Annotated in this window: 20 protein-coding genes and 1 tRNA gene; 12 read left to right on the top strand and 9 right to left on the bottom strand. The window is 69.5% G+C overall.

The annotated features are described in order from the left end of the window. The first annotated feature begins 195 nt into the window (after nucleotides 1–195). Complete coding sequence (locus ACFY1H_RS15475; protein WP_366588230.1) at nucleotides 196–2,043, top strand: AMP-dependent synthetase/ligase; 1,848 nt, start codon at nucleotides 196–198, stop codon at nucleotides 2,041–2,043. Nucleotides 2,044–2,089: 46 nt separating this feature from the next. Here ACFY1H_RS15475 and ACFY1H_RS15470 read toward each other — a convergent pair whose 3' ends face one another. Next, entirely contained in the window at nucleotides 2,090–2,983 is an 894-nt protein-coding gene (locus tag ACFY1H_RS15470; RefSeq protein ID WP_366588227.1) for an SDR family oxidoreductase, read from the bottom strand. A gap of 391 nt (nucleotides 2,984–3,374) precedes the next feature. Here ACFY1H_RS15470 and ACFY1H_RS15465 point away from each other — a divergent pair, with 391 nt between their 5' ends. From ACFY1H_RS15465 to ACFY1H_RS15445, 5 genes are all read left to right on the top strand, one after another. Next, nucleotides 3,375–4,589 (top strand): MFS transporter, encoded by a 1,215-nt coding sequence (locus ACFY1H_RS15465; RefSeq protein ID WP_386946995.1) that lies wholly within the window; start codon nucleotides 3,375–3,377, stop codon nucleotides 4,587–4,589. A 785-nt stretch (nucleotides 4,590–5,374) separates the two neighbouring features. Beyond that, entirely contained in the window at nucleotides 5,375–6,601 is a 1,227-nt protein-coding gene (locus ACFY1H_RS15460; protein ID WP_366588222.1) for a GGDEF domain-containing protein, read from the top strand. Between the two features lie 238 nt (nucleotides 6,602–6,839). Next, a complete protein-coding gene (locus tag ACFY1H_RS15455) occupies nucleotides 6,840–8,999 on the top strand; it encodes a phospholipase A2 (RefSeq protein ID WP_386946993.1) in 2,160 nt (719 codons plus the stop codon). 455 nt (nucleotides 9,000–9,454) lie between these two features. Then, complete coding sequence (locus ACFY1H_RS15450) at nucleotides 9,455–10,882, top strand: LCP family protein (protein ID WP_386947903.1); 1,428 nt, start codon at nucleotides 9,455–9,457, stop codon at nucleotides 10,880–10,882. Nucleotides 10,883–11,065: 183 nt separating this feature from the next. Then, nucleotides 11,066–11,560 (top strand): helix-turn-helix domain-containing protein, encoded by a 495-nt coding sequence (locus tag ACFY1H_RS15445; RefSeq protein WP_366588308.1) that lies wholly within the window; start codon nucleotides 11,066–11,068, stop codon nucleotides 11,558–11,560. Nucleotides 11,561–11,783: 223 nt separating this feature from the next. Here the strand turns inward: ACFY1H_RS15445 and ACFY1H_RS15440 are convergent, their stop codons facing one another. Then, on the bottom strand, nucleotides 11,784–13,244 hold the full coding sequence (locus ACFY1H_RS15440) for a flavin-containing monooxygenase (protein WP_386946992.1): 1,461 nt from the start codon (nucleotides 13,242–13,244) through the stop codon (nucleotides 11,784–11,786). Between the two features lie 70 nt (nucleotides 13,245–13,314). On the opposite strand from ACFY1H_RS15440, the gene ACFY1H_RS15435 reads away from it, so the two are divergent. Both ACFY1H_RS15435 and ACFY1H_RS15430 read left to right on the top strand, forming a co-directional pair. Further along, nucleotides 13,315–13,908, top strand: coding sequence for a TetR/AcrR family transcriptional regulator (locus ACFY1H_RS15435; protein WP_386946990.1), 594 nt, complete (start codon nucleotides 13,315–13,317; stop codon nucleotides 13,906–13,908). A gap of 220 nt (nucleotides 13,909–14,128) precedes the next feature. Further along, entirely contained in the window at nucleotides 14,129–14,545 is a 417-nt protein-coding gene (locus tag ACFY1H_RS15430; protein ID WP_386946988.1) for a hypothetical protein, read from the top strand. A 68-nt stretch (nucleotides 14,546–14,613) separates the two neighbouring features. Here the strand turns inward: ACFY1H_RS15430 and ACFY1H_RS15425 are convergent, their stop codons facing one another. Further along, nucleotides 14,614–14,835, bottom strand: a complete 222-nt coding sequence (locus ACFY1H_RS15425; RefSeq protein WP_285972933.1) for a DUF3618 domain-containing protein — start codon at nucleotides 14,833–14,835, stop codon at nucleotides 14,614–14,616. Between the two features lie 122 nt (nucleotides 14,836–14,957). On the opposite strand from ACFY1H_RS15425, the gene ACFY1H_RS15420 reads away from it, so the two are divergent. Beyond that, nucleotides 14,958–15,031: transfer RNA gene (locus ACFY1H_RS15420), tRNA-Leu, on the top strand. 169 nt (nucleotides 15,032–15,200) lie between these two features. Here the strand turns inward: ACFY1H_RS15420 and ACFY1H_RS15415 are convergent. Together ACFY1H_RS15415 and ACFY1H_RS15410 are read right to left on the bottom strand one after the other, a co-directional pair. Further along, on the bottom strand, nucleotides 15,201–16,178 hold the full coding sequence (locus ACFY1H_RS15415; protein WP_386946986.1) for an FG-GAP repeat domain-containing protein: 978 nt from the start codon (nucleotides 16,176–16,178) through the stop codon (nucleotides 15,201–15,203). A gap of 51 nt (nucleotides 16,179–16,229) precedes the next feature. Next, entirely contained in the window at nucleotides 16,230–16,352 is a 123-nt protein-coding gene (locus tag ACFY1H_RS15410; protein WP_366588210.1) for a hypothetical protein, read from the bottom strand. A gap of 87 nt (nucleotides 16,353–16,439) precedes the next feature. Here ACFY1H_RS15410 and ACFY1H_RS15405 point away from each other — a divergent pair, with 87 nt between their 5' ends. After that, nucleotides 16,440–16,916 carry a DIP1984 family protein gene (locus ACFY1H_RS15405; RefSeq protein WP_366588208.1) on the top strand — a complete coding sequence of 159 codons (477 nt, stop codon included), beginning with the start codon at nucleotides 16,440–16,442 and terminating at the stop codon, nucleotides 16,914–16,916. A gap of 324 nt (nucleotides 16,917–17,240) precedes the next feature. Here the strand turns inward: ACFY1H_RS15405 and ACFY1H_RS15400 are convergent, their stop codons facing one another. Beyond that, entirely contained in the window at nucleotides 17,241–17,591 is a 351-nt protein-coding gene (locus ACFY1H_RS15400; protein WP_386946984.1) for an antibiotic biosynthesis monooxygenase family protein, read from the bottom strand. Nucleotides 17,592–17,673: 82 nt separating this feature from the next. Continuing rightward, a complete protein-coding gene (locus ACFY1H_RS15395) occupies nucleotides 17,674–18,120 on the bottom strand; it encodes an anthrone oxygenase family protein (RefSeq protein ID WP_386946982.1) in 447 nt (148 codons plus the stop codon). Between the two features lie 90 nt (nucleotides 18,121–18,210). Here ACFY1H_RS15395 and ACFY1H_RS15390 point away from each other — a divergent pair, with 90 nt between their 5' ends. After that, complete coding sequence (locus ACFY1H_RS15390) at nucleotides 18,211–18,789, top strand: TetR/AcrR family transcriptional regulator (protein WP_366588199.1); 579 nt, start codon at nucleotides 18,211–18,213, stop codon at nucleotides 18,787–18,789. A gap of 208 nt (nucleotides 18,790–18,997) precedes the next feature. On the opposite strand, the gene ACFY1H_RS15385 is transcribed toward ACFY1H_RS15390, so the two are convergent. Beyond that, nucleotides 18,998–19,567, bottom strand: coding sequence for a hypothetical protein (locus ACFY1H_RS15385; RefSeq protein WP_386946980.1), 570 nt, complete (start codon nucleotides 19,565–19,567; stop codon nucleotides 18,998–19,000). Nucleotides 19,568–19,646: 79 nt separating this feature from the next. Beyond that, entirely contained in the window at nucleotides 19,647–20,933 is a 1,287-nt protein-coding gene (locus ACFY1H_RS15380) for a helix-turn-helix domain-containing protein (protein ID WP_386946978.1), read from the bottom strand. Nucleotides 20,934–21,305: 372 nt separating this feature from the next. Between ACFY1H_RS15380 and ACFY1H_RS15375 the strand changes: the two genes are divergently transcribed. Then, nucleotides 21,306–21,893: a toll/interleukin-1 receptor domain-containing protein gene (locus tag ACFY1H_RS15375; RefSeq protein WP_386946976.1), complete on the top strand. Its 588-nt coding sequence runs from the start codon at nucleotides 21,306–21,308 to the stop codon at nucleotides 21,891–21,893. Nucleotides 21,894–21,915: the final 22 nt, after the last annotated feature.

Below are 21,915 nucleotides of genomic sequence, written 5' to 3'. Positions count from 1 at the left end.
CTCCTTCGGCGGGGGCTTCCATTCAAGCAGGATCCGCTGAAGTGGATCTTTTCTCCGACCAGTGGGGAATAGACCGTTTTGCGTAGTTCACGGTCAGGTCCACGCAGGCAAGCGGAGTGGCCGCGATTCTCTATCCACACCGGCCGGGAGCCCCTACAGTGGTCGCTCACCAGCACCACCGGAGGAGGGCCAGCGTTGACCACCCCGCAGTCCGCAGCCGCACAGGCCGAGGGTCAGACGATCCCCCGCCTGCTGCACCGCAACGCCACCGAGTACGGCGAGCACCCCGCCGTCACCTCGCTCGACCTCGAGGGTCACCCGACGCTGAGCTGGAGTGAGTTCCGCACCGCGATCGCCGAGTTCTCGCGCGGCCTGGCCGGGCTCGGTCTCGGCAAGCGCGACCGCATGCTGATCATGGCCGCGAGCAGTCCCGACCACCTGGTCGCCGACCTCGCCGCCGTGCACCTGGCCGCGATCCCGTGCACCGCCTACGCGACGCTGAGCCCGGACCAGATCCGCTACGTCGCCCGCCACAGCGCCGCACCCGTCGTCGTCCTCGGCGGCGCGGGCGAGCTGGAACGCTGGCTGCCGGTGCTCGACGATCTGCCCGCACTGCGCCACGTCGTCGTGATGGACGCGGCCGCGATCCCGGCCGGCGACGAGCGGTTCGTTTCGTTCGCCGAAGTGCGCGAAGCCGGACGCGCGGCGCTGGCCGAGGACCCTGACGCGTTCGAAGCCGCGTGGCAGGGCATCCAGCCGGACGACCCACTCGCGATGATCTACACCTCCGGCACCACCGGCGATCCCAAGGGTGTCGTGCTGTCGCACCGCAACGCCGTCCACGAAGGACTCGCGGTGCAGAACCTGCACGACGCGCCCATGCACGCCAAGAACATCGCCTACCTGCCGCTGGCGCACATCGCCGAGCGCGAGCTGTCGATCTACCTGCCGCTGCTGTGGGCGGGCCACGTGCACACCGTCGCCGACGCCGCCGGGGTCGTCGCCGCGCTCGGGCAGGTGCACCCGGAGAGCTTCTTCGGCGTGCCGCGCGTGTGGGAAAAGATGGTGGCGGGCATGAAGAACATGCTCGGCGGCGTCCCCGAGGACCGGCGCGAGGCGCTGCTCTCGGCCAACGCCCTGCTGCAGGAGGGCTACAAGCTGCGATCCGCCGGCAAGGAGGTGCCGGCCGAGCTCGCCGAGCGCATCGCGAAGACGGACGAAGCCGTGCTCGCCCCCGTGCGCGCGCTGCTCGGTCTGGACAAGGTGCTCGTCGCCTCCAGCGGCGCCGCGGCCCTGCCGGTGGAGGTCCTGTACTTCATCGCCGGCCTGGGCGTGGAGATCCAGGAGGTCTGGGGCCTGTCCGAGACGACCGGCGCGGCTACGTCGAACAGCGCCGGCGGCTTCCGCGCGGGCACCGTCGGCAAGCCGCTCGAGGGCGTCGAGGTGAAGGTGGCCGAAGACGGTGAGCTGCTCGTGCGCGGCCCCATCGTGTTCCTCGGTTACCTGCAGGAAGACGGCTCGATCGCCGACGCCACCGACGCCGACGGCTGGTACGCCACGGGCGACATCGGCACCATCGACGAAGACGGTTTCGTGCGGATCACCGACCGCAAGAAGGAACTGATCATCACCTCGAGCGGCAAGAACATCGCCCCCACCCGCATCGAGGGCCTGCTCAAGGAGCACCCGCTCATCGGCCAGGCCGTCGCGATCGGCGACGACCGCCCGTACGTCACCGCGCTCATCGTCCTCGACGACGAGATCGCTCCCGGCTGGGCAGCGGCCAACGGCATCGAGGCGGCCGGCATCGACGAGCTGGCCGCCCACGAGAACGTGCTGGCGGAGATCGAGCGCGCGGTGGAGTCGGCCAACAGCCGGCTGGCCCGTATCGAGCAGATCAAGCGCTACCACCTGATCACGCAGGCGTGGACTCCCGAAACCGGCGAGCTGACGCCCACGCTGAAGCTCAAGCGCCGCGTCATCAACGAGCGCTACGACGCCGCGATCAAGGACCTCTACGCCGCCGCCAGGCCGGCGTCCTGACCCGTGAACCCCCGGGGCGGCGCGGGTCCAGGCCGCCCTGGGGACCTCACGCGATCCGGCTGCTGTCCGTCCACTTGCGAAGGCGCGGCGGCACCCGCTTCTCGAGCCCGTAGTTCTCGAGGTGCGCCGAGAACACCTCGTCGAAGGCGTTCTGCACCGTCTCCGTGTCCCACGCCTGCCGCTCGAGGATCGGCTGCTTCAGGAACGGCTGCCCCATCACGTGCAGCTGCGGCCCGTTGCACCGGATCATCTGCCCGGTGATCCCCGCCGACCCGTCGCCGAGCAGGAACAGCACCACCGGCGCGATCCGGGACGGCGTCCGCTCCGGCGGGCAAGCGCGCAACGCCCGCTCCGACTTCCACACCATCCGCGTGTGCGCCACCGGGCACACGGCGTTGGCCCGGATCCCGTGCTCCTCCAGGTCCAGGGCCCACGAATACGTCAGCGAAGCGACGGCGCCCTTCGAAGCGGCGTACACCCCCAGCTTCCGCTGCCCCAGCGAAGCGCCGGACGAAATATTCACGATCGACCCGTGCACCCCGCCGGCGACCATCGCCTTGATCGCGGCCAGGCCCGTGTACATCACGCCCAGGACGTTGACCTCGACCAGCTCCTTGGCTTGGTCGACGTTGTCGTCCCACGGCAGGGCCTCGTAGTTGAGCCCGGCGTTGTTGACCAGGCCGTCGATCCGGCCGAACTCGCCCACGCACAGGTCCACGATGGCCTGGGCCTGCGCCGGGTCGGAAACGCTGTGTCCACTCGCGACGGCCCGGCCACCGTGCTGCCGGATGTTCTCCGCCGTGCGTTCGGCTAGGCCGGCGTCGACGTCGTTGACCACCACGGCCCCGCCCGCGCGGGCCACGTGCACGGCGAACGCCTCGCCGAGTCCGCGTCCTGCGCCGGTGACGACCACGGCCTTGTCCTGCATGAGCCTGTCCATAACCCTCTCCCCACTGGCCGGCGCCGGCGGGGCGAAGGACCGCTCCACCGGGCTCCTTTTCAGTGTTGGGCCATTCGGTGCGGCAAGCAGGGCGACCGCGACGAACGGTGGCCGTGCTGCGCCGAGCGAGTGAAGGTCGACCAGCCCACCGGTACCTCCGGACAGGTCAGCACCGACCGGGAGTGGGTCCCGGCCGCCGGCCCCGCGGTCCCCTGAACGGCCCAGCCGGAGATAACGCGCGTATCTGCTGTTCGCCCGACCGTAATCAGCGGCATACTGATTGTTGTCCCGCCGCCCGGGAACTGTGACTCCCTCGGGGTCGCCGTCACAGCCCAGGCAGAATGCCCACCGGACACGTTCACCCGATCGGGGAGGGGGAAGTGGTCACCCTGTGACGACCCACGCCACGCCACGGCTGACGGCGCCACTACGGAACGTCGAGTACCGCGTTCTGTGGGCGGCCGAGGCCATCTCGAGCGCGGGCGACCAGCTGGCGAAGGTTGCGCTCGCCATCCTCGTCTACAACCGCACCGGCTCGGCCCTCTGGGCCGCCGTCGTCTACGCCCTCACGTTCCTCCCCGCGCTGGCGGGTGGGCTCGGGCTGTCCTTCCTCGCCGACCGCTACCCGCGGCGCGCGGTGCTGAGCGCGAGCGCCGCGGTGCAGGCGGTGCTCGTGGGGCTCATGAGCCTGCCGGGCATGCCGCTCGTCGTGCTGTGCAGCCTGCTCGTGGCCGTGCAGCTCGCCGCGTCACCCGCCAACGCCGCGCAGAACGCCATCACCCGAGAAGTGTTCACCGACGACGAGATCTACCTGCGCAGCCAGGACCTGCGCGGGATCACGACCAACACGGTGATGCTGCTGGGGCTCGCGGGCGGCGGCCTGCTCGTGACGTTCGTGGGCACGTCGTGGGCGCTGGCGATCGACGCCGTGAGCTTTGCCGTCGCCTCGCTCATCGTGCGCGTGTGGGTGCACGATCGCCCGGCCGCGGGTGGCGAGCAGACGACGTGGTTCGGGGCCACGCGGTTCGTGTTCGGGCAGCGCAGGCTGCGGGTGCTGATCGCGCTGTCGTGGCTGGTCGGGCTCGCGGTGGTCCCCGAGGGACTCGCGGCTCCGCTGGCGCAGCAGCTCGGCGCGTCGTCCGCGGCCGTGGGCTGGCTGCTGGCAGCCGACCCGCTGGGGTTCGTGGCCGGTGCCTACTTGCTTTCGAAGTTCGCGTCCGCCCAGGTCAGGCTGCGCCTGCTGGGCATCCTCGCGACGACGTCGCTGGCCCTGCTCGCGCTGTTCCTGCTCCAGCCGAACCTGGCGCTGGCTCTCGTGCTCCTCGCACTGGCGGGTGCGATGGGCGCGTACATCATCACGGTCACCGCGACGTTCGCCACCTGGGTGCCGAACGAGCTGCGCGGGGGCGCCGGCGGGCTCTACCGCACGGGCCTGCGGGTCGCGCAGGGAATCGGGGTCGCGCTGGGTGGGGTGGTCGCCCAGGTGACCGGGTCCGCGGTCACCGCCATCGCACTCGCCGGTCTGCTCGGCGTGGCGCTGGCCATCCCCACCGCCTTCTCGTGGACCCGGGTGCGGCACGCGGTCGCGGCCGACACCGGGCTCTGAGTCGTGGCCGGCTCGTTCACCGGCCGGGGCGATCCGGTTCTGGGATCCGGATCGAAGTCTCGGGGTGCCCTGCGTTGTGAGGCCCTGTGTTGTCAGGCTCGGTGTTGCCAGGCTCAGTGCTGTCGGGCTTCGCGTTCTCAGGCTTCGCGGTCACGCATCGCGGCTCTCCTCTGCTCACACGGTCACGAACTCTTGGCTGCCGGTCACCGGAATCACGCCTCGCGGTCACGCACGGTGGGCCACCTCCTCGAACTGAGCGCACTGACAATTTCCGGGCAAACAGACAAGAACGATTCAGGCTTCGCGGTCGCGCATCGGGAAAACACCTCCTGGACGGCACAGCTCAGAGACTGGCGTTGCAATTCGCATTCAGGGTTCACCAGCCATCGGGGGAAGGCACCTCCGGTAAGAGGCACACGGTTGGACGGAACACGAATTCAGCCCTCGTGGAGGGCTCACCGCCGGGAAGTCGGTGAGTGCGATGATACCGGTAAGCGATAACAGCACCACAGCGGATACCACCAGACCCGAACGACCCGAGAGACCGGAGGAGGCCGAGCCCGATGCCCGACAACGGACACGCGCACGGTGAACCGACGGACTCCAATCGCGGGGTACCCACACCCTCTCATGATCACGCGCCGAAGTTCCAAGATTCTTCCGGAGATACCCGCGGTGTTTCACAAAACGCGACCACCCGGTCGCAGGGTGTCGGCAAACGGCTCGGTCAGTTGATTTCCGGCAATCCCGTGCGGTCGTGGGATCTGTGGACCAAGCCGCGGGCGATGATCGTTTTCCTGTTTTCCTGGGAAGCGCTTGCCGTCGGCCTGCTGACGTTCGGGATCATCACCGGCGGGCCCACCACGGCCCTGGACTGGGCCCGGTTCGGCATCCTCGCCGTGTGCGCCACGGTGCACATCCAGCTCACGCGCCGGCAGGAGGAGCGGCGGCGCAACCGCGTGACGGCCGTCCACATCGACCTGTCGGGGATCTGGGTGTTCCCCGGCGCGCTGCTGCTGCCGATCCACTTGACACTGCTGCTGATCGTCATCGTCCGGGTGCAGCGGTGGTTCAACTCGCGGCGGCCGCCGCACAAGTTCGTGTTCACCTCGTTCACGCACGCCGTTTCGGCCTTGGCGGCGCACGAGCTCTACCAGACGTTCGCCTCGGCGGAGCTGGAGAACCTCACGCCGAACAACTCGCTGAAGCTCTTCGGCATCCTCATGCTGGTCGGCTTCTGCTACGCGGCACTGCAGGCGATCGTCATCGGCAGCCTGCTCGCACTGGGCGGAACTTCCGCGCCGACGCTGAGCAACGTGCTGGGCACGAAGGACGACAACCTGCTGGAGCTCTCGACCATCGGGCTCGGCACCATCGCCACGATCCTGCTGGTGAACTTCCCGCCGGCGATCGTGATCCTGGTGCTCATCACCGTGCTCGGCAACCGGCTCGCCGAGATCAACCAACTGCAGTCCGAGGCCCGCACCGACCCGAAGACCGGCATCTTCAACGTGCGCGGGTGGTCCGAATCAGCCGATCGCGCCCTCGCCCGCGCCGCGCGCGGCAACGAAATGGTGGCGCTGCTGATGATCGACCTCGACCACTTCAAGTGGGTCAACGACACCTACGGCCACCCCGCCGGCGACGACGTCCTGCGCACGGTGGCCCAGACCCTCGACGACATCACGCGCCCCAAGGACATCATCGGCCGCTTCGGTGGCGAGGAATTCCTGATCCTGCTGCCGGACGTGGACCAAACGGCCGCCAAGGTGACGGCCGAACGGATCCGGACCGCGATCGCCGACCAGCAGATCGTGACCACCGACAAACGCGGCGGACGCGCCCGCATCACCGGTCGGACCACCTCGATCGGAGTAGCGCTGCTGGGGCCGAACGGAGCGACCGTGGAACAGTTGCTGCACGCGGCCGACGCCGCGGTGTATGCCGCCAAGGAAGGCGGCCGGAATCAAGTCCGGTTCGCCGACGCGGATCCACCACCCCGCGTGGCCTGAGTGAAATCATCGCCGCCCCCAATTTCGATTAATCGCGTTCGACGAACGGTTCCCGGAAACGGACGGGTGAATTCACCCTCAGCTCGCACTCCGTGACCGGAAGTCGCGAAAAAGGGTCTGTGATGCAATTCACCACCCCCTGAAATATGGTGCGCGGCCCGAACCCCGGGAGATCCCCCGCCCCTTCCGGGGGTCATCCCCATGCCGCCGCCCGGGCAGGGCTGGCACCCTTGAGCGCATGCCCGCCACCGACGAGCGTCCTCCGGCCGCCGCGCGCGTCCGCCGTCCCTGGTCGACGTCGGGCTGGCTGCTGCTGGTGCTCTTCGTCGTCTTCGGCTTCGGGCTCATCGCCTCGCGCCCGGCGTCACCGCCGGACCAGGGGCCGCCGACGGGCGACGTGCTGGCCGCGCAGAACGCCATCGCCGCGCTGACCCACCCCGGCCCGCAGCCGACCGCGCTCGCGCTCCTGCCGAAGGACTTCACCGCCGTCAGCGGCGTGACGCCCGGCGCGATGCAGGCGCGCGACGGGACCGTTCGCGCCGTCCACGTCGACGGCGGGTGCTCCACCCCGTGGGGCGACGACAACACCAAGTGGGACTACGCGGTGCCGTGCAAGGCCCACGACCTGGGCTACGACCTCCTGCGTTACGCGGACAAAAAGGGCCACCCGCTCGACCAGAGCGTGCGGGCCTCGCTCGACGCACGGCTGTCGCAGGACATGCACCACGCGTGCGTGGTGAACCCGATGGGCTCGGCGGGCACCTGCCAGGTCGTCGCCACGCTCTACTCGGCCGGGCTCGTCGTGAACTCGTGGCACCAGCGCTGGGGACCGCCGGTCGCCGACCCGATCGGGCCGATGGTCGCCGGCGTCCTGGTGATCGGCTGCCTGCTCGTGTTCCGGCTGCGCGGCTGGCACACGGCCCGGCGCACCACGCCGCGGCCCGCTCGCGCCGCCACCGGTCCCCCGACGCGCTGGGCCGTGCTCGGCGCCGCCTCGGCCGTGCTGCTCGTGCTCGGCGAATCGGCCACGGCACTGGCCGACTGGGCGGGCGCGCCCGAGTCCGCGTGGTGGCCGCTGACCTGGCTCGCGCAGCTCACACCACTGCTGTTCTTCGCGGGCGGCTACGCGAACGCCACCGGCTGGCCGGCCGAACGCGACCGGGGCTACCGCCACTACCTCGCCGAACGCGCGAGCCCGCTGCTGCGGCCCGCGTTGATCTTCGCCGTGGTCGCCCTGCTCGTCCCGCTCGCGCTGGAGCTACTCGGCATCCCCGCCGGCACGAACGCGACGGTCATGCGGATCGCGCTGCACCCGCTGTGGCTGCTGGGCGTTTACCTGCTGACGATCGTCTGCGCGCCCGCGCTGCTCGCGCTCTACCGGCGCACGCGCCTGTGGTCGGTGGCCGGGCTGCTGGCGCTCGTCGTCGCGGGCGAGGCCACCGCGGCTTGGTCCGGCTCGCCGCTGCCGGGTTACGGCGCGACGCTGGCGCTCGCGCTGCTGGCCCAGCAGGTCGCGTTCGCCCACGCCGACGGCGTGCGCCTGCCCCGGCCGGCGCTGGCCGGTGCCGCCGTGGCCGGGGTGGGCGGGCTGGCCGTGGCCACCTTCGCGCTCGGCGCGTCGCCGATCCTGCTGGGCAGCCCGGGTGCGCCGGCCGCGTTGTCGGCGCCGCCATGGGAGGTCCTGCTGCTCGGCGTGACCCAGCTCGGTCTGGCGGGGCTGCTCGGCGGACGGCTGGTGCGCGTCGCGGCGCGGCCGCGGGTCAGCCGCGCGGCCGGGTTCGTGCTGCGGGCGCCGATGAGCCTGTACCTGGCGTTCCTGGCGGCGATGCTGCTGCTCGTCGCCGTCGTCTACCTGCCCGGACCGATCGCAGACGGGCTGAGCTGGCTCGTGAAACCGCGCACCGCGATGGCGATCGCGCTGCTGCTCGTGCCGGCGGGCCTGGTGTTCTGGTGGTTCGAGCGCCACCCCCGCGGCCACGGCGAACCCGCGCCGCCCCCGCCGAGACCGCGCACGGCCACCGGCTGGCGGCCGGTGCTGCTCACCAGAGCGGCCGCCGCGCTCGGCATCGGCTACGCGACGCTGGGCGTGTTCGGGCTCGCGCTGGCGCGCTTCGGCGACGTCGCCGCCGACGCCGACTTCCTCGGCCTGCACCTCGACCCCGTGCAGAGCCTCGTGCACCTGCTGCTCGGCGTGCTCCTGCTGCACACCGTCCGCACGGGCGCCACCGCATCGGCCGGCACGTGGTTCGTGTGCGCGCTCGCGTGCGCGCCGGCGCTGATGGTCTCGGCGGCCGGCGCGCCGACCGTGGTCCTGCACGCGGCGACGGCGGTGTTCGCGCTGGTCGCGGCCGTTTCGTGCCTGATTCCCGCACGCCGCGCTGCGAGCGTGACTTCTTGACGAGAAACTCGAACGGGGACACGCACACCGCCGGTCGGGCGAACCTGGCCGGAGTGGCGGACCATGGGTGGTGCAGGCCACACCAGCCGGGGGAGGTGCGGACCCGCCGCAACCCCGCCCCGGCACCATGCGTCTTCAAGGTCCGGGGAACCGGACAGTGATGGGCAGAAGGACGAGAAGAAGAAGAAGGAGCGGACCGCGTGGATCACCCGCCTCGGAACGGGCAAGGTGGCCGACGCCCCGCCCGCCCCTGGCAGGACCCGCCGGGGAGCGCGAGCGGACGCCGGATGCCGCCACCTGCGCGTGACCGGGCTGAACCGCGCGGCCCCCGAGACGCCGAGCACCGGCCGTCGCGTCCGCCGCGGCGCCGGTCCGGGCCGCCGCCGCGGCGCTCGAGCCGGCGGGGCTCGCACCGGGGCGCGAAGATCACCCTCGCCGTGGTGTCGCTGCTGGTCATGGCCTTCACCGGCTACGCGTGGGCGTCGCTGCAGGGCCTGGTCAACGGCCTCAACTACGCCGACGTGATCAACCCACAGTCGGGCGGCGACCAGCCCGCCGACGGCGCACGCGACATCCTCCTGGTCGGCCTCGACAGCCGCACCGACGCGCAGGGCAACCCGCTCTCCCCGCAGCTGCTCGCCCAGCTGCGCGCGGGCGAGGCCGACGGTGAACTCAACACCGACTCGCTGATCTTCGTGCACATCCCGAACGACGGCAGCAAGGCCGTTGCGATCTCGCTGCCGCGCGACTCCTACGTGAACATCCCCGGCTACGGCGAGCACAAGATCAACTCCGCGTACGCCCGCGCGATGCTCCAGGCCCGCAAGGACCTGCAGCAGCAGGGCGTGACGGACCCGAAGGAGCTCGACGTCAAGGCCAACCAGGCCGGCGCGAAAGAGCTGATCAGCACCGTCGAGGCGCTCACCGGCTCGACGATCGACAACTACGCGGCCATCAACCTGCTCGGCTTCAGCGATATCACGCAGGCCATCGGCGGCGTCGACGTGTGCCTCAACAACAACGTCGACGACTCCTACTCCGGCGCGAAGTTCACCAAGGGCGTGCACACGATCTCCGGGGTGCAGGCGCTGGAGTTCGTCCGGCAGCGCCACGGCCTGCCGCGCGGCGACCTCGACCGGGTGGTGCGCCAGCAGGTGTTCATGGCCGGCATGGCGCGCAAGGTGCTCTCGGCCGGCACGCTCACCGACCCGGGCAAGCTCAACGCGCTCATCGACGCCATCAAGAAGTCGGTGGTCCTCAACCAGAACTGGGACATCTTCAGCTTCGCCCAGCAGATGAAGGGCCTCACCGGCGGGCAGCTCGAGTTCCGCACGATCCCGGTCGAGGACGTCGCGTACAAGACGCCCAGCGACGGCGACGCCATCAAGGTCGACCCGCAGGCCGTGAAGAAGTTCGTGCAGGGCCTCGCCGGTCCGCAGCCCGGGCAGCAAGCCGCGGCACCGCCGGCGAACGACGCGAACAAGGGCATCACGGTCGACGTCCGCAACGCCTCGGGCCGCACGGGCCTGGCGGCGAGCGTGTCGAAGCAGCTCAGCGACAAGGGCTTTACCGCGGGCGACACGGCCAACGCGACCTCGCGCAAGACCACCGTGATCTGGGTGCCCTCCGGCGGCGAGGACTCCGGCAACGCCGTGGCCGACGCCCTCGGCACCAAGGCCACGGTGCAGGAGGACAAGAGCGTCGACGCCGGTCACGTGATGGTGTTCCTCGGCTCGGACTACCAGCCGAGCACCGACAACGCCGGCTCCGGCGCACCGGCCGGCTCGGCCAACGCGCCCGCGTCTTCGCCCGCGGCGCCCCCGCCGGCCGCCGGTGACGACCAGAAACCGATCACCGCCAACGGCGTTCCCTGCGTCAACTGACCTGTTCAGCGCACTGCGGTTCGTCCGTTCGGAGCAGTCTGCGAAATCGTCACCAAAGACTTGGCCGAAACCGCGTAAGGAAAAGCGCACTGCCCACTTTCATACACGTGAGACGCGCACGCGTTCGCAGTCACGAGAGCGGACGCCGCGTGTGAGAGCGTGAGCAGGGCAGGGGACGAGGAAGTGGTGATCGACGCTGAGCACTACCAGCGGATACTCGGTGACGAGCTCCGCAAGCTCCGGCGCAGGCGAGGGTGGACGCGCAAGGAGCTGAACACGCATCTGCAGAGTGAGATCTCCCTGCAGACGCTGGCGACGTACGAGCTGGGCACACGGCAGTGTTCCGTGGTGCGCCTGGTCGAGCTGTGCGTCGCGATGGACGAGCTGCCCCAGGACCTGCTGGCCAAGGTGCACCGGCGGGTGTTCGTGGAAGAGCCGGGACGCGTGCGGGTGGACCTGCGGCGAGTGGTGGCCGAGGCCTCGCCCGAACTGCTGCCGCTGCGCCGCTGGGCCGAGGACCGGCTGCGCCGCGGCGACCCGGGAGCCGGCGCGACCACGTTGAGCTCGAGCCCGGCCGAAGTGTCGCTCGACCTGCCCGCGCTCGAGCGGATGGCCGAGCTGTGCGACCTGCCGGTCGTCGACCTGATCAGCCACCTGCGCAAACTCGCGCCCGCCTGAGCCGCGGGCGGAGCCGACCCGGACCGTTTCGCCGGTCCCGGCCGGGGGCTTTCGCGTTGTCGAGGGTCGCGAAAGCCCCCGCCACCCCTCATCCCTGACCCGAGCACGCCCACCGTCGTCCGTGGGCTTGTTCGGCGCGCGCTCCTACCCTCCCCACAAGCTACGAAGGGGACTTTCGCGCCTCCTCCCCTGCCGCGAAAGTCCCCTTCGTACCCCTCGTTCGTCAGCCCAGCAGTTCGTAGTCCTCCCGCCGGACCGTGCGGGTGTCGAGCCAGTACCGCCACGTGAAGCCGGGCCAGATGGTGCGGTTCACGCCCTTCGCGTCGAGGTACCAGCTCTTGCAGCCGCCCCGCGTCCAGATGCCCTTCGCGAGCTTGCGCTGTACGTCGGTGTTGAACGCTTCCTGCACCTGCGGCCGCGGGTCGATCGCGCGGTCGCCGGCCAGCCGCAGCGCCTGCGCGATGTAGGAGATCTGGGACTCGATCATGAACACCACGGAGTTGTGGCCGAGGCCGGTGTTCGGGCCGAGCAGGAAGAACAGGTTCGGGAAGCCGTTGACGGTGATGCCGAGGTGCGTGCGCATCCCCTCCGTCGCCCACTCCTTGGCCAGGTTGCGCCCCTCGCGCCCGACGATCTCGAGCGTGTCGAACGCGTCGGTGACGTGGAACCCGGTCCCGTAGATGATCACGTCGACCTCGTGCTCCACACCGGCCGCGTCGACCACGCTGTGCTCACGGACCTCGGCGACGCCTTCGGTGACCACGTCGACGTTGTCCCTGGCCAGGGCCGGGTAGTAGTCGTTGGAGATCAGCACGCGCTTGCAGCCCATGGTGTAGCCGGGCGTCAGCTTGGCGCGCAGGGCCGGGTCGGCCACGGCCTGGTCGATGTTGCGCTTGGCGATCCGTTGGCCGAGCTGCATCACCCACGGCTGGCCGTTGAAGCCGATGGCCCGGGCTTCGAGCATCCAGTAGAGGACGTCGCGGTAGGCGCGTTGCGCGAGCGGTACGGCTTTGAACAGGCCGCGGGCCCAGCCGGGCATGTCGTGGTCGGCCTTCGGCATGACCCACGGCGGGGTGCGCTGGAAGAGCGTGAGCTGCTCGACCTGGCCCACGATCTGCGGCACGAACTGCACCGCGCTCGCGCCCGTGCCGATCACGGCGACGCGCTTGCCGGTGAGGTCGACGCCGTGGTCCCACTGCGCGGAGTGGAAGGCCGGGCCGGCGAAGTCCTCGATGCCGGGCAGGTGCGGGATCTGCGGCCGGTGCAGCGCGCCGACGCCCGCGACCAGGGCCTTGGCGACGAACTCGTCGCCCGACTTGGTGCTCACGTGCCAGCGGTTCTCGTCGGCGTCCCAGCGCGCGCCGGTCATCTCCTGGCCGAAGCGCAGGAAGCGGCGCAGGCCGTACTTCTCCGCGACGCCGCGCAGGTAGCTCCAGATCTCGGGCTGCGGCGAGTAGGCGCGCGACCAGCCGGGGTTCTGCTCGAAGGAGAACGAGTACATGTGCGACGGGATGTCGCAGGCGCAGCCGGGGTAGCTGTTGTCGCGCCAGGTCCCGCCGACGTCGTCGGCTTTCTCGAGGATCACGAAGTCCTCGCGGCCGTCCTTGCGCAGCTGGATGGCCATGCCCAGGCCGGAGAACCCGGTCCCGACCACGATCACCCCGGTCTCGGTGCGGTTGCCCATGCGCCCTCCCGTTTAGTGTTACCCGAAGTCCATCCTACTTGGAGTAGGTTACCGGCGGTAGAGTGTTGCCGTGACCACCGCGAAACGCAAGCGCGTGCCCCGGGCCGAGCGCGAACGGCAGATGATCGAGGTCGCCGAGCGGGTGTTCACCGAGCGCGGCTACGGGGCGGCGTCGATGGACGAGATCGCCGAGCTCGTGGGCGTGTCGAAGCCGATGCTGTACGAGTACTTCCACTCCAAGGAAGGCCTGCTGCTGGCGTGCATCCGCCAGTCGCGGGCGGCGCTGCGCGAGGCGACCGAGCAGGCGACGGTGGGCGCGGTTTCCGCCGAGGACGCGCTGCGGCGCGGGCTGCTGGCGTTTTTCGTCTTCATCCGCGAGCGCCGGGAGGCCTGGTCGCTGCTGCGGCACGAGATGGCGTTGATCGGCACGCCGGCGGCCGACGAGATCGAGCAGACGCGGCGGCAGCAGACGGACCTGATCGTGGCGGTGATGAGCGAGTACTTCGACGACGAGCTCCGCGCCGAGGCGTCGGCCGAGTTCGTGGTCGGCGCGTGCGAGCGTCTCGCGATCTGGTGCGAGCGGTTCCCGGACGTGACTCCTGACATAGCGACCGACTACGCAATGGACATGCTCTGGTCCGGACTGTCACGACGCGCCCGCTGACGTGCGCGTGAACATGCACGCGCACTAGGCCATTCGGTCGTCACTCAGTGCGAATCCCCTCTCGTGTCTTGTGACACAGAGTTTCTTTACGGTATCGAGAACCCTGTAGAAAGACTGATGGACAGTCGCGGGTTGCGCGGGGGCGCAGAAATCGCGTCATGAGTGTGCGGTGGCCGAGTCTCGGCCAGTGACGCATGCTGATGGCGAGAGGGGTGAGGTAGTGGTGGAGACGATCACAGCGACGTACGCGCACGAGAACGACGACTGGACGATCACCGTCAGCGGCCGTGGCGGGGAACGGACCGCGAAGGCGCCGGGCATCATCGCCGCGCGTGACCGCGCGGACCAGCTCGTCGACGAGCTCGCCCCGGACGGGCGACCTACGGTCGTGCACCTGCTCAACGGGAGCGCCCTGGAGTTCACGAGCTCGTACATGGCCGCGCGGCTCACCCTGCCGGACATCGAGCCGCTGGAGGTCCCGCCGTCGGGGTCTTCGAAGCCGGCTGCCGCCGCTCCCGCTGCGGCCAAGCCTCAGCTCCCGCCGAGCAAGCAGCTGCCGAAGGAAGTCGAAGACCGCAAGGCCGAGGAGACGCCCGCCGTCCCCACCTCGAAGCCGACGGTCTCCCCGCGCGCCTGACACTCGCCGCTTCGTCGATACGTTTGAGCGGGCCCGGTTCCCCGGGCCCGCTCAAACGTGTGGGTGGATCAGCGGAACAGCTTGCGGACCAGCAGCGCCAGGATCAACGCCCCCACGCCGATGAGCGGGTACTTGACCTTGGGGTCGTCCAGCTTCGCGCGGATGCCGTTCTTGGCCTGGTCCGCGAGCTTCTGGGGGTTGGCCTTGGTGCCCAGCTGGTCGAGCGTCGCCGCCAGCGCCGTCCTGGCCTGCTCGATCTCACGCTCGATGGTCTCGGGGTCGCGAGCCACGTGCCCTCCTCGCCGCGTCGGACTGTAGGCGCCCACGTTAGAGGACGACACCCCCACCACCGCCACTGACCACGCCGAGCCACCCCGAACGTGGCGCGCGCTACGATTCTCCCGGCTTTCCCGGGGCCGTAGCCCAATTGGCAGAGGCACACGGTTTAGGTCCGTGCCAGTGAGAGTTCGAGTCTCTCCGGCCCCACAACCCCGAAGCATCGGTAGTCCCTTCGAGCCTCTTGACCTGCGGATTTACGGCTCGAAGGGGTTACCGATCGAAACTCGCGAAGGGTGACCCGACACGAACGCCACACCCGGCAAGCCTGAGTCGGCCCACGGCACAGGCGTCGGATGTCGTGCTGGACTCCTGAGTCCTACTGCGAGCGCAACACCCAGATGTCGGTGTCGTTCACCGCGACGAGGTCGGTATCGCCGTCACCGTCCACATCGGCCGTGAGGGTGTCCCTCGTGCCGGAGAACGAGCCCGCGTACCACACTTCGGGCACGGAATAGCCCGTGCCGGTGGAGCGCATGACCCGCACGTCGGTGTCGTTGACGGCGATGAGGTCGGCCTTGCCGTCGGCGTCGATGTCCCCGGTGAAGGTTTTCTTGGTGCCGTGGAACGGCGCGGTCGACCACTGCTGCGGCAGGGTGACGAACCAGCGGGTCTCGGTGGTGGCCGGCACCACGCGCGTGCCGTCCGAGTCGACGAGGATGCAATCGGCCAGGCCGTCACCGGTCGCGTCCGCCGCCAGTGTCACCTTCTCTCCGCGGAGGGTGTCCGGACCCCACGCTGTCAATGGCAGCATCGTGGTGCCGTTCGACCTGGCCGCCAGTGCTGGGGTCCCGGCGGACAAGCCGATCACGTCGGTGTCCCCGTCGCCGTCCAGGTCCGCCGTCAGGTTCGCCTGGTCGCCGGCGATGTTGTTGTCCAGCCACTGTGTGGGGAACTCGAACCGTTCGTCGCCGGGGTAGTAGATGCGCGACCTCCCCACGAAGATGCCCCGCACGCTCGGGGTCGCAATCGTGTGCGGCCGGACCGTGATGGCGTCCGCGCGGCCGTCGTTGTCCACGTCGCCGAGGAAGTGTCCGTAGTACGGACTGTCGTCGAGGCTGTTCGCGCACAGGCTCCAATCCTGCTGCGGCTGGAAGCCCGAGCCGGTCGACAGCTTCACGTAGCACGCGTTCTGCAAGGCGTTGAAGCCGGCGAGGTCGTCCTTGCCGTCGCCGTTGACGTCCCCGGCCCTGACCGCGACCTGCGCGGTGAACGGTCCGGTCGACCACTGCTCCGGCACGCCGGACGCCACCACTGGCGTGGTGAGGATCAAGGGCAGCAGACCGGCGACACCCACGATTCGGTCTGGACCATGCGGATCGCCTACGGACACGTCCACGGGGCCGACTCACCGAGCAGGCCTGGTGGGTAGGTCGAGGAATGCCAGCAGCCGCAGGACTCCGGCCAGGTGGTCGAGGTCGTGCCAGAGCGCGATCACGTCGTGTGGTCCGCGCTGGGCCGCGGCTGTCACTTCGGCAAAGTCGTCGCGGCTCTGGCCGCCGTCGAGATGCGCCAGGCCAGAGTAGGAACCGAAGTTGATCGCCGTTACTCTCGCGGCATGAGCGAGGAGATGAAGCTCGCGGAGGCACTGGCGCTGCGTGCTGACGCGGCAAAGCGGATCGAGCAGCTGCGCACACGGATCGTCGCGAGCGCCCGCTACCAGGAAGGCGAGCCACCGTCCGAGGACGCGGCCGAGCTGCTCACCGAGGCCGGGACCGTCCTCACCGAACTCGAGACGTTGATCCGCCGCATCAACCGGACCAACGCGCAGACCCCGTTCGGCGACGGCACCGTCACCGACGCCCTCGCCCGCCGCGACGTGCTGCGCCTGCGCCACTCCGTGCTCACCGCAGCGGCCGACGCCGCGGCTGGGCGCGGGCAGGCGATGGGGCGCCAGCTGCGGTCCGAGCTGAGGCAGCTGGCCGCCCTCCCGGTGGCCGACCTGCGCGAGCAGGCCGACCGCGTCGCCCTCGAACTGCGCCACCTCGACATCGACATCCAGCGCACCAACTGGGAGGCCGACCTCCTCCACTGACCGGCGGCACGGAAGCAGGTAACCGCCCCGGGGAAAGCGAGCACAAGCCGAGCCGGCGGCCAATCCGGCACCTGGCGCGTGGCGGGCAACGCAGGGGTTCGATTCCCCGTTGGACAGCGCAGCCCAGCACCGCGCACAGGTGACCGCGCACGCGGCACACCTCACCACCACGTGCTGGTTCCCCGGGAAGGTGAGGGCGGGTAAGGGGTTTTCCGTGTCAGGACAGTGCCAGGCGGTCGGCGAGCCGGCATGGTGCATGGATGCGTGACTGACCGGGGAAAGGCAGAGCTTGTCCGGCTGCCCTCCCCGGCTACAACCGCCGTGTCATACGTCGATCTGCTCGAAGATGTGCGGGTACGACACGATGTCGTCTGGGAACTCCGCCGCCATGCGCTGGAATTCGGGGCTGCCGAACGCCGTGGCGAGAGCCGCGGTCGACTCCCAGACCGCGACGTTCATCAGAAGTCGACTGTCCGCCGTTCCCTTGTGCATCTGCAGGGAGACGAATCCCGGCTGAGCCTTCATGAACTCCGCCTGCCTCCGAAAGAGGGCCAGGAACGCTTCAGCCCCCTCCTTCGGAACGAAGAAGGTGTTGACCAGGACGATGGGTCCGGTCTTCTCCTTGAACTGCGCGAACATCGGCGTACTCGGGTCCAGGCTCTGCAGGTTGGCCATTCTCGGCACTTCCTCTCGCTATCGGTCAGTGGGTATCGCTGGCGCCCGTGTCTTGACGACCGGGCCGGTGGGCCCCGCGGGCTCAAGTGAGGGCGGTGACCAGCACGGCGAAGGCGGCGACGAGAACGCCGACGCGGGCGTAGTGGAAGCGGTCCCAGCGGTTCATCTGCTCCTTCCAGTCCGGGGGCCGGTTCTCGGGGGTCCAGGTCTTGCCCCGGTTGTTGATCGGGACGAGCAGCAGGACCGACATGAGCACGCTGACGATCAGCAGCGCGGCGCCGATGACGACGAGGCCGGTGCCCGGGTGCTGCCAGCCGGCGACGGCCCAGACGGCGCTCAGGACGAGCGAGCCGATGTACCAGAACGGCATGAGGGCGCCGAGCATCCGGCCCCCGTGGGCGCGGCCGAGCTGGCCGCTGTCGTCGGGGAGTCCGTCGAGGATGCGGTTGATGACGAAGGCGACGGAGAACTCCACCCCCACCATCAGGCCGACGACCACGGTGGTGAAGACCTCGAGTGCGCTGAGCATGGTGACCTTCCGGGGATCTAGTGTTGCTAGATGATGGAGCAACGCTAGTACTACTGCCGCTCGTTTGTCTAGCAGTGCTAGGCTCAACCCATGTCGGTACAGGAACGCAAGCAACGGGAACGGGCGGACCGCGAACGCCTCATCGTGGCGACGGCCCGCGAGGTCGCCGAGCAGCAGGGCTGGGACGCGGTCACCACCCGCCTGCTCGCCCAGCGCATCGAGTACAGCCAGCCGGTCCTCTACAGCCACTTCCGGGGCAAGCGCGAGATCATCGGCGCCGTGGCCCTCGAGGGCGCCACCGAGATGGCCGCGACGCTGCGGGCCGCGACCTCGGCCGCCGACGGCCCCCGCGCCCGGGTCACCGCCCTCGCCCGCGCCTACCTCGCCTTCGCCGAGCACAACCCCGCGGTCTACGACGCCATGTTCCAGCTCGACGGCGGCCTGACGTTCGCGAAAGACGACACCCCCGAGCCCCTGAAGGACGCCTTCGCCGCCCTGCTGGAGTGTCTCGGCGAGGTCGCCGGCCCCGGTGTCCACCCGGGACTGTTCACCGAGGTGTTCTGGGCGGCCCTGCACGGACTGGCCACCCTGACCCGAGCGGGACGGCTGCCACCGGAACACACCGAGAAGCGGGTGGAACTGCTGGTGGACCGGCTCGCCGTGCTCTGACGGACCGTGCGACTCGGTTCCCGCTTCGGGTTACTCATGCGCGCCATGCCCGTTTTTCGCTGCTTGGTTCCCGATTCTGCGGGAGCCAGGGCGGTCACACCTCAGTCCACATTGGTCAGTACGCACGCCCACCGAGCGTCGAAGACGGCGATTGTCTTCCTGAACCGCCGCACCCCATGATCACGGTGGCCTTTCGGGTTACCCGAACTCATCGCGAACCGGCGGCCAACGCCTGCCGGAGGTCGGCGGGATGCCGGATCCAGATGTCGATCGCGGTTCCTTCGGGATGCGCGAGCGTCAGGCAACCCTGGCGACCCGGACCCCACAGCGCCACCACCTCCGCGGCCCAGGATCGGTCGAACACCAGCGAGCCGACGCCACGTCCGCGGTCGCCTTCCCTGGGGTCCCACCTCAACCCCTCGCTCGACAACGACAATCGCCCGAGCAGCTCGCCGACCTCGTCGACCCTTCGCGCATGCCGTCCGGGCGCCGCGGCCCCCAGGAGCCGCGCCGCCACCACGGGCAACTGGGCCGGCCACGACGGCTCGGCCCCCGCGTCGCGCCGCCGTCGTTCCCACCGCCGTTCTCCCCGCACGACGACCGTCAACACCGCGTAGACCAAGACGAGCAACCCGAGCAGCACACTCACGGCGAGCACCCAGCCGATCTTGAACCCCAGCAACGCCGACAGCCCGGCCACGTACCCAACGCCGAGCAGCGCGCGGGTCCGGCGCCGGCGTTCCCGATCGCGGCCGTATTCGGTCATTCGAACGGTCATCGTGCGCACGTTCGGGGTGTTCTGCCTGCTCGCTTTCGGCAACGCCTCAGCCTGGTGGCGACCTGCTCCTTCTGCCAGGTCACCTCGATCGGCCAAGCGCGATGGTCAGTTCCGGTTCCAGTGCCCTGACCTCGGGGTGGGCGGGCCACCGACGCACCAGGACGGCGAACCGGCGCAAGTCGGCGAGCACCGTCGCGGATCCGAGCTGGGCGATCTGGCCGAGCAGCGGGCGCGCGAGGCGGCACGCCTGCTCCAGTTGTCCGGACGCGGCGAACGCGAGACACAACCGGACGCCGAACCGGGTACGGGACCGGATGGCGACGGTGGGGATCCTGGCCAGCTCACGGTCGAGGACCTCAGCGGCCTCCGCCGGCCGCCCGAGGTCGTAGAGGCACCAGCCAGTCGCGACGGAAATGGGGTCGGAGACGTGGGACGTCCCGATCACCGGTCCATCCGGCGCACCGTCCGGGTCCTGCAAATGCGTTCGCGCCCGATCCAAGGCGCGCAGGCACGAGTCAAGGTCGCCGGCCAGGGCGTGCCCCTGGGCCTCTCGCTGGGCGGCCAGCCCGAGGATCCGCGCGGGCACGTTCTTCTGTCGCTGCGCCTGTTGCGCCAGCGAGACCGTTGCCGATGCGTCTCCCTGGTACATCGTGATCAGTGCTTGGCGCACCAGTGCGTAGCTCGACAAGAAGTCGTCGCCCGCCACACCTGCGACCTGGACTGCCCGCGAGGTCCACCACGCTGCGGAGGTGTCGTCACCCGACTCCTGTGCCATCCAGCCCGCATATTCCGCCGTGCGAGCCGCCAACGAAGCCACGGCGGGCAGCGTCCGCCCGCCGACTTGCGCCGCGAGCGTCCGCAACGCCTGTGCCTGCCCGATCAACATCGGCAGCACGATGTCCGGCGACGAGAACTGACCCAGGTCCCGGGCCGCGTCGAACAAGCGCCGGTGGTGGAGGAGCTGCGCCTCGGCGTTCGTTGACACGACGCCGGTTCCGGACACCTTGAGACCGGCGATCACGGCCATCCCTCCGAGCAGGACGTCGCGTCGCGCGACCGGACTGAACGCGACACCCCCGTCGGGCATCATCGTCATCAACCACACCTCTTCCTCAGCAGACTTGGACGCGGCCGCGCGCGGTGGTCTCACTGCCCCACTCGCCAGCGCGATCAGTTCGCCCCCGGCGCACAGTTCGGCATCGCACTTGCGCACGAACTCCGACGACGGGGACTGCGCGCCGGTCTCGATCCGGCTCACATGACCCTTGCTGTAGTAGAGCCGGCGCGCGAACTCGCTGAGCGAAAGCCCTTCAGCCACCCGCAATGCTCGAAGCCTCGACCCGAAAGTCTCTGGCAGGGAAGACATCCGTGCACCGCCCTTCTCTGCTGACCATCGTCCATCCTCCCTGCTCCCAGAGGAACCTGATGGGTGTTCCCACTCGATTCCGGAAACAGGAGACAGAGGTCCAAACCTTCCCGATGTTAGTGAAAAAACCGCTCCGGCGCGGCGGTTTCGTGCGACATCGGTTCGCGAACCCGAACAACACCTGCCCAGATGTCACAAACGTCTCCACACCACTCACCGATTGGAAACAGGAAACGAACGCCTACCGCCTGGTAGGGCTTGTCAAGCGGCCGACTGGCCGCCAAAAATTGCTCCCTATCCCGGACCGACAGTCCCATGCGGTGACGCCTGCCGACCTCCAGGCGCACACCCGTGACCACGAAAGGCCCCTAGTTGAACCAGATCTTCCTGAGCTACCGCACGGCCGACGAGCGGTTCGGAGTGGCATTGCTCGACCAGGAACTCTCGCAAGCGTTTGGCTCGAAGGCCGTCTTCTTCGCCTCGAAATCGATCGCTCCCGGATCCGACTGGGAGAAGGACATGTTCAAAGCGGTAGGGGCGTCGTCGGCCGTGCTCGTCGTCATGGGTCGCAATTGGCTGGACGCCAAGAACGCCGCGGGAGAACGTTTCGTCGACGACCCGCGCGATTTCGTCCGGCGCGAGATCACGACCGCTTTTGACCTCGGCAAACGAGTCATCCCCGTGCGCATGGACGCGCCGAGGGTCAGCGCGGAGCAGCTGCCAGAACCACTTCGCATGCTGCCGGCCCTTCAGGACATCTCGATCCACTTCCGCAACGCCAAGCCGGACATCGACCGGCTCGCCGCCCGCCTGCGGGAGTTGATCCCGGACCTGCCCGCACCAACCGCACCTCCGTCCCGAGGTCAGTTCACCGCGCACGCATCCAAGGGTGGCGTAGTCAACCAGTACGGCCACATCGACGTCCGAGGCGACTTCCACGCCGGACCCAGGTTCGGCTGACCTTCACCTCTGGTGACCACCC

Origin of the sequence: Amycolatopsis sp. NPDC001319 (genome assembly GCF_042896185.1) — a bacterium.
GTDB lineage: Bacteria > Actinomycetota > Actinomycetes > Mycobacteriales > Pseudonocardiaceae > Amycolatopsis.
This window is presented reverse-complemented; position numbering and strand designations above follow the sequence as displayed.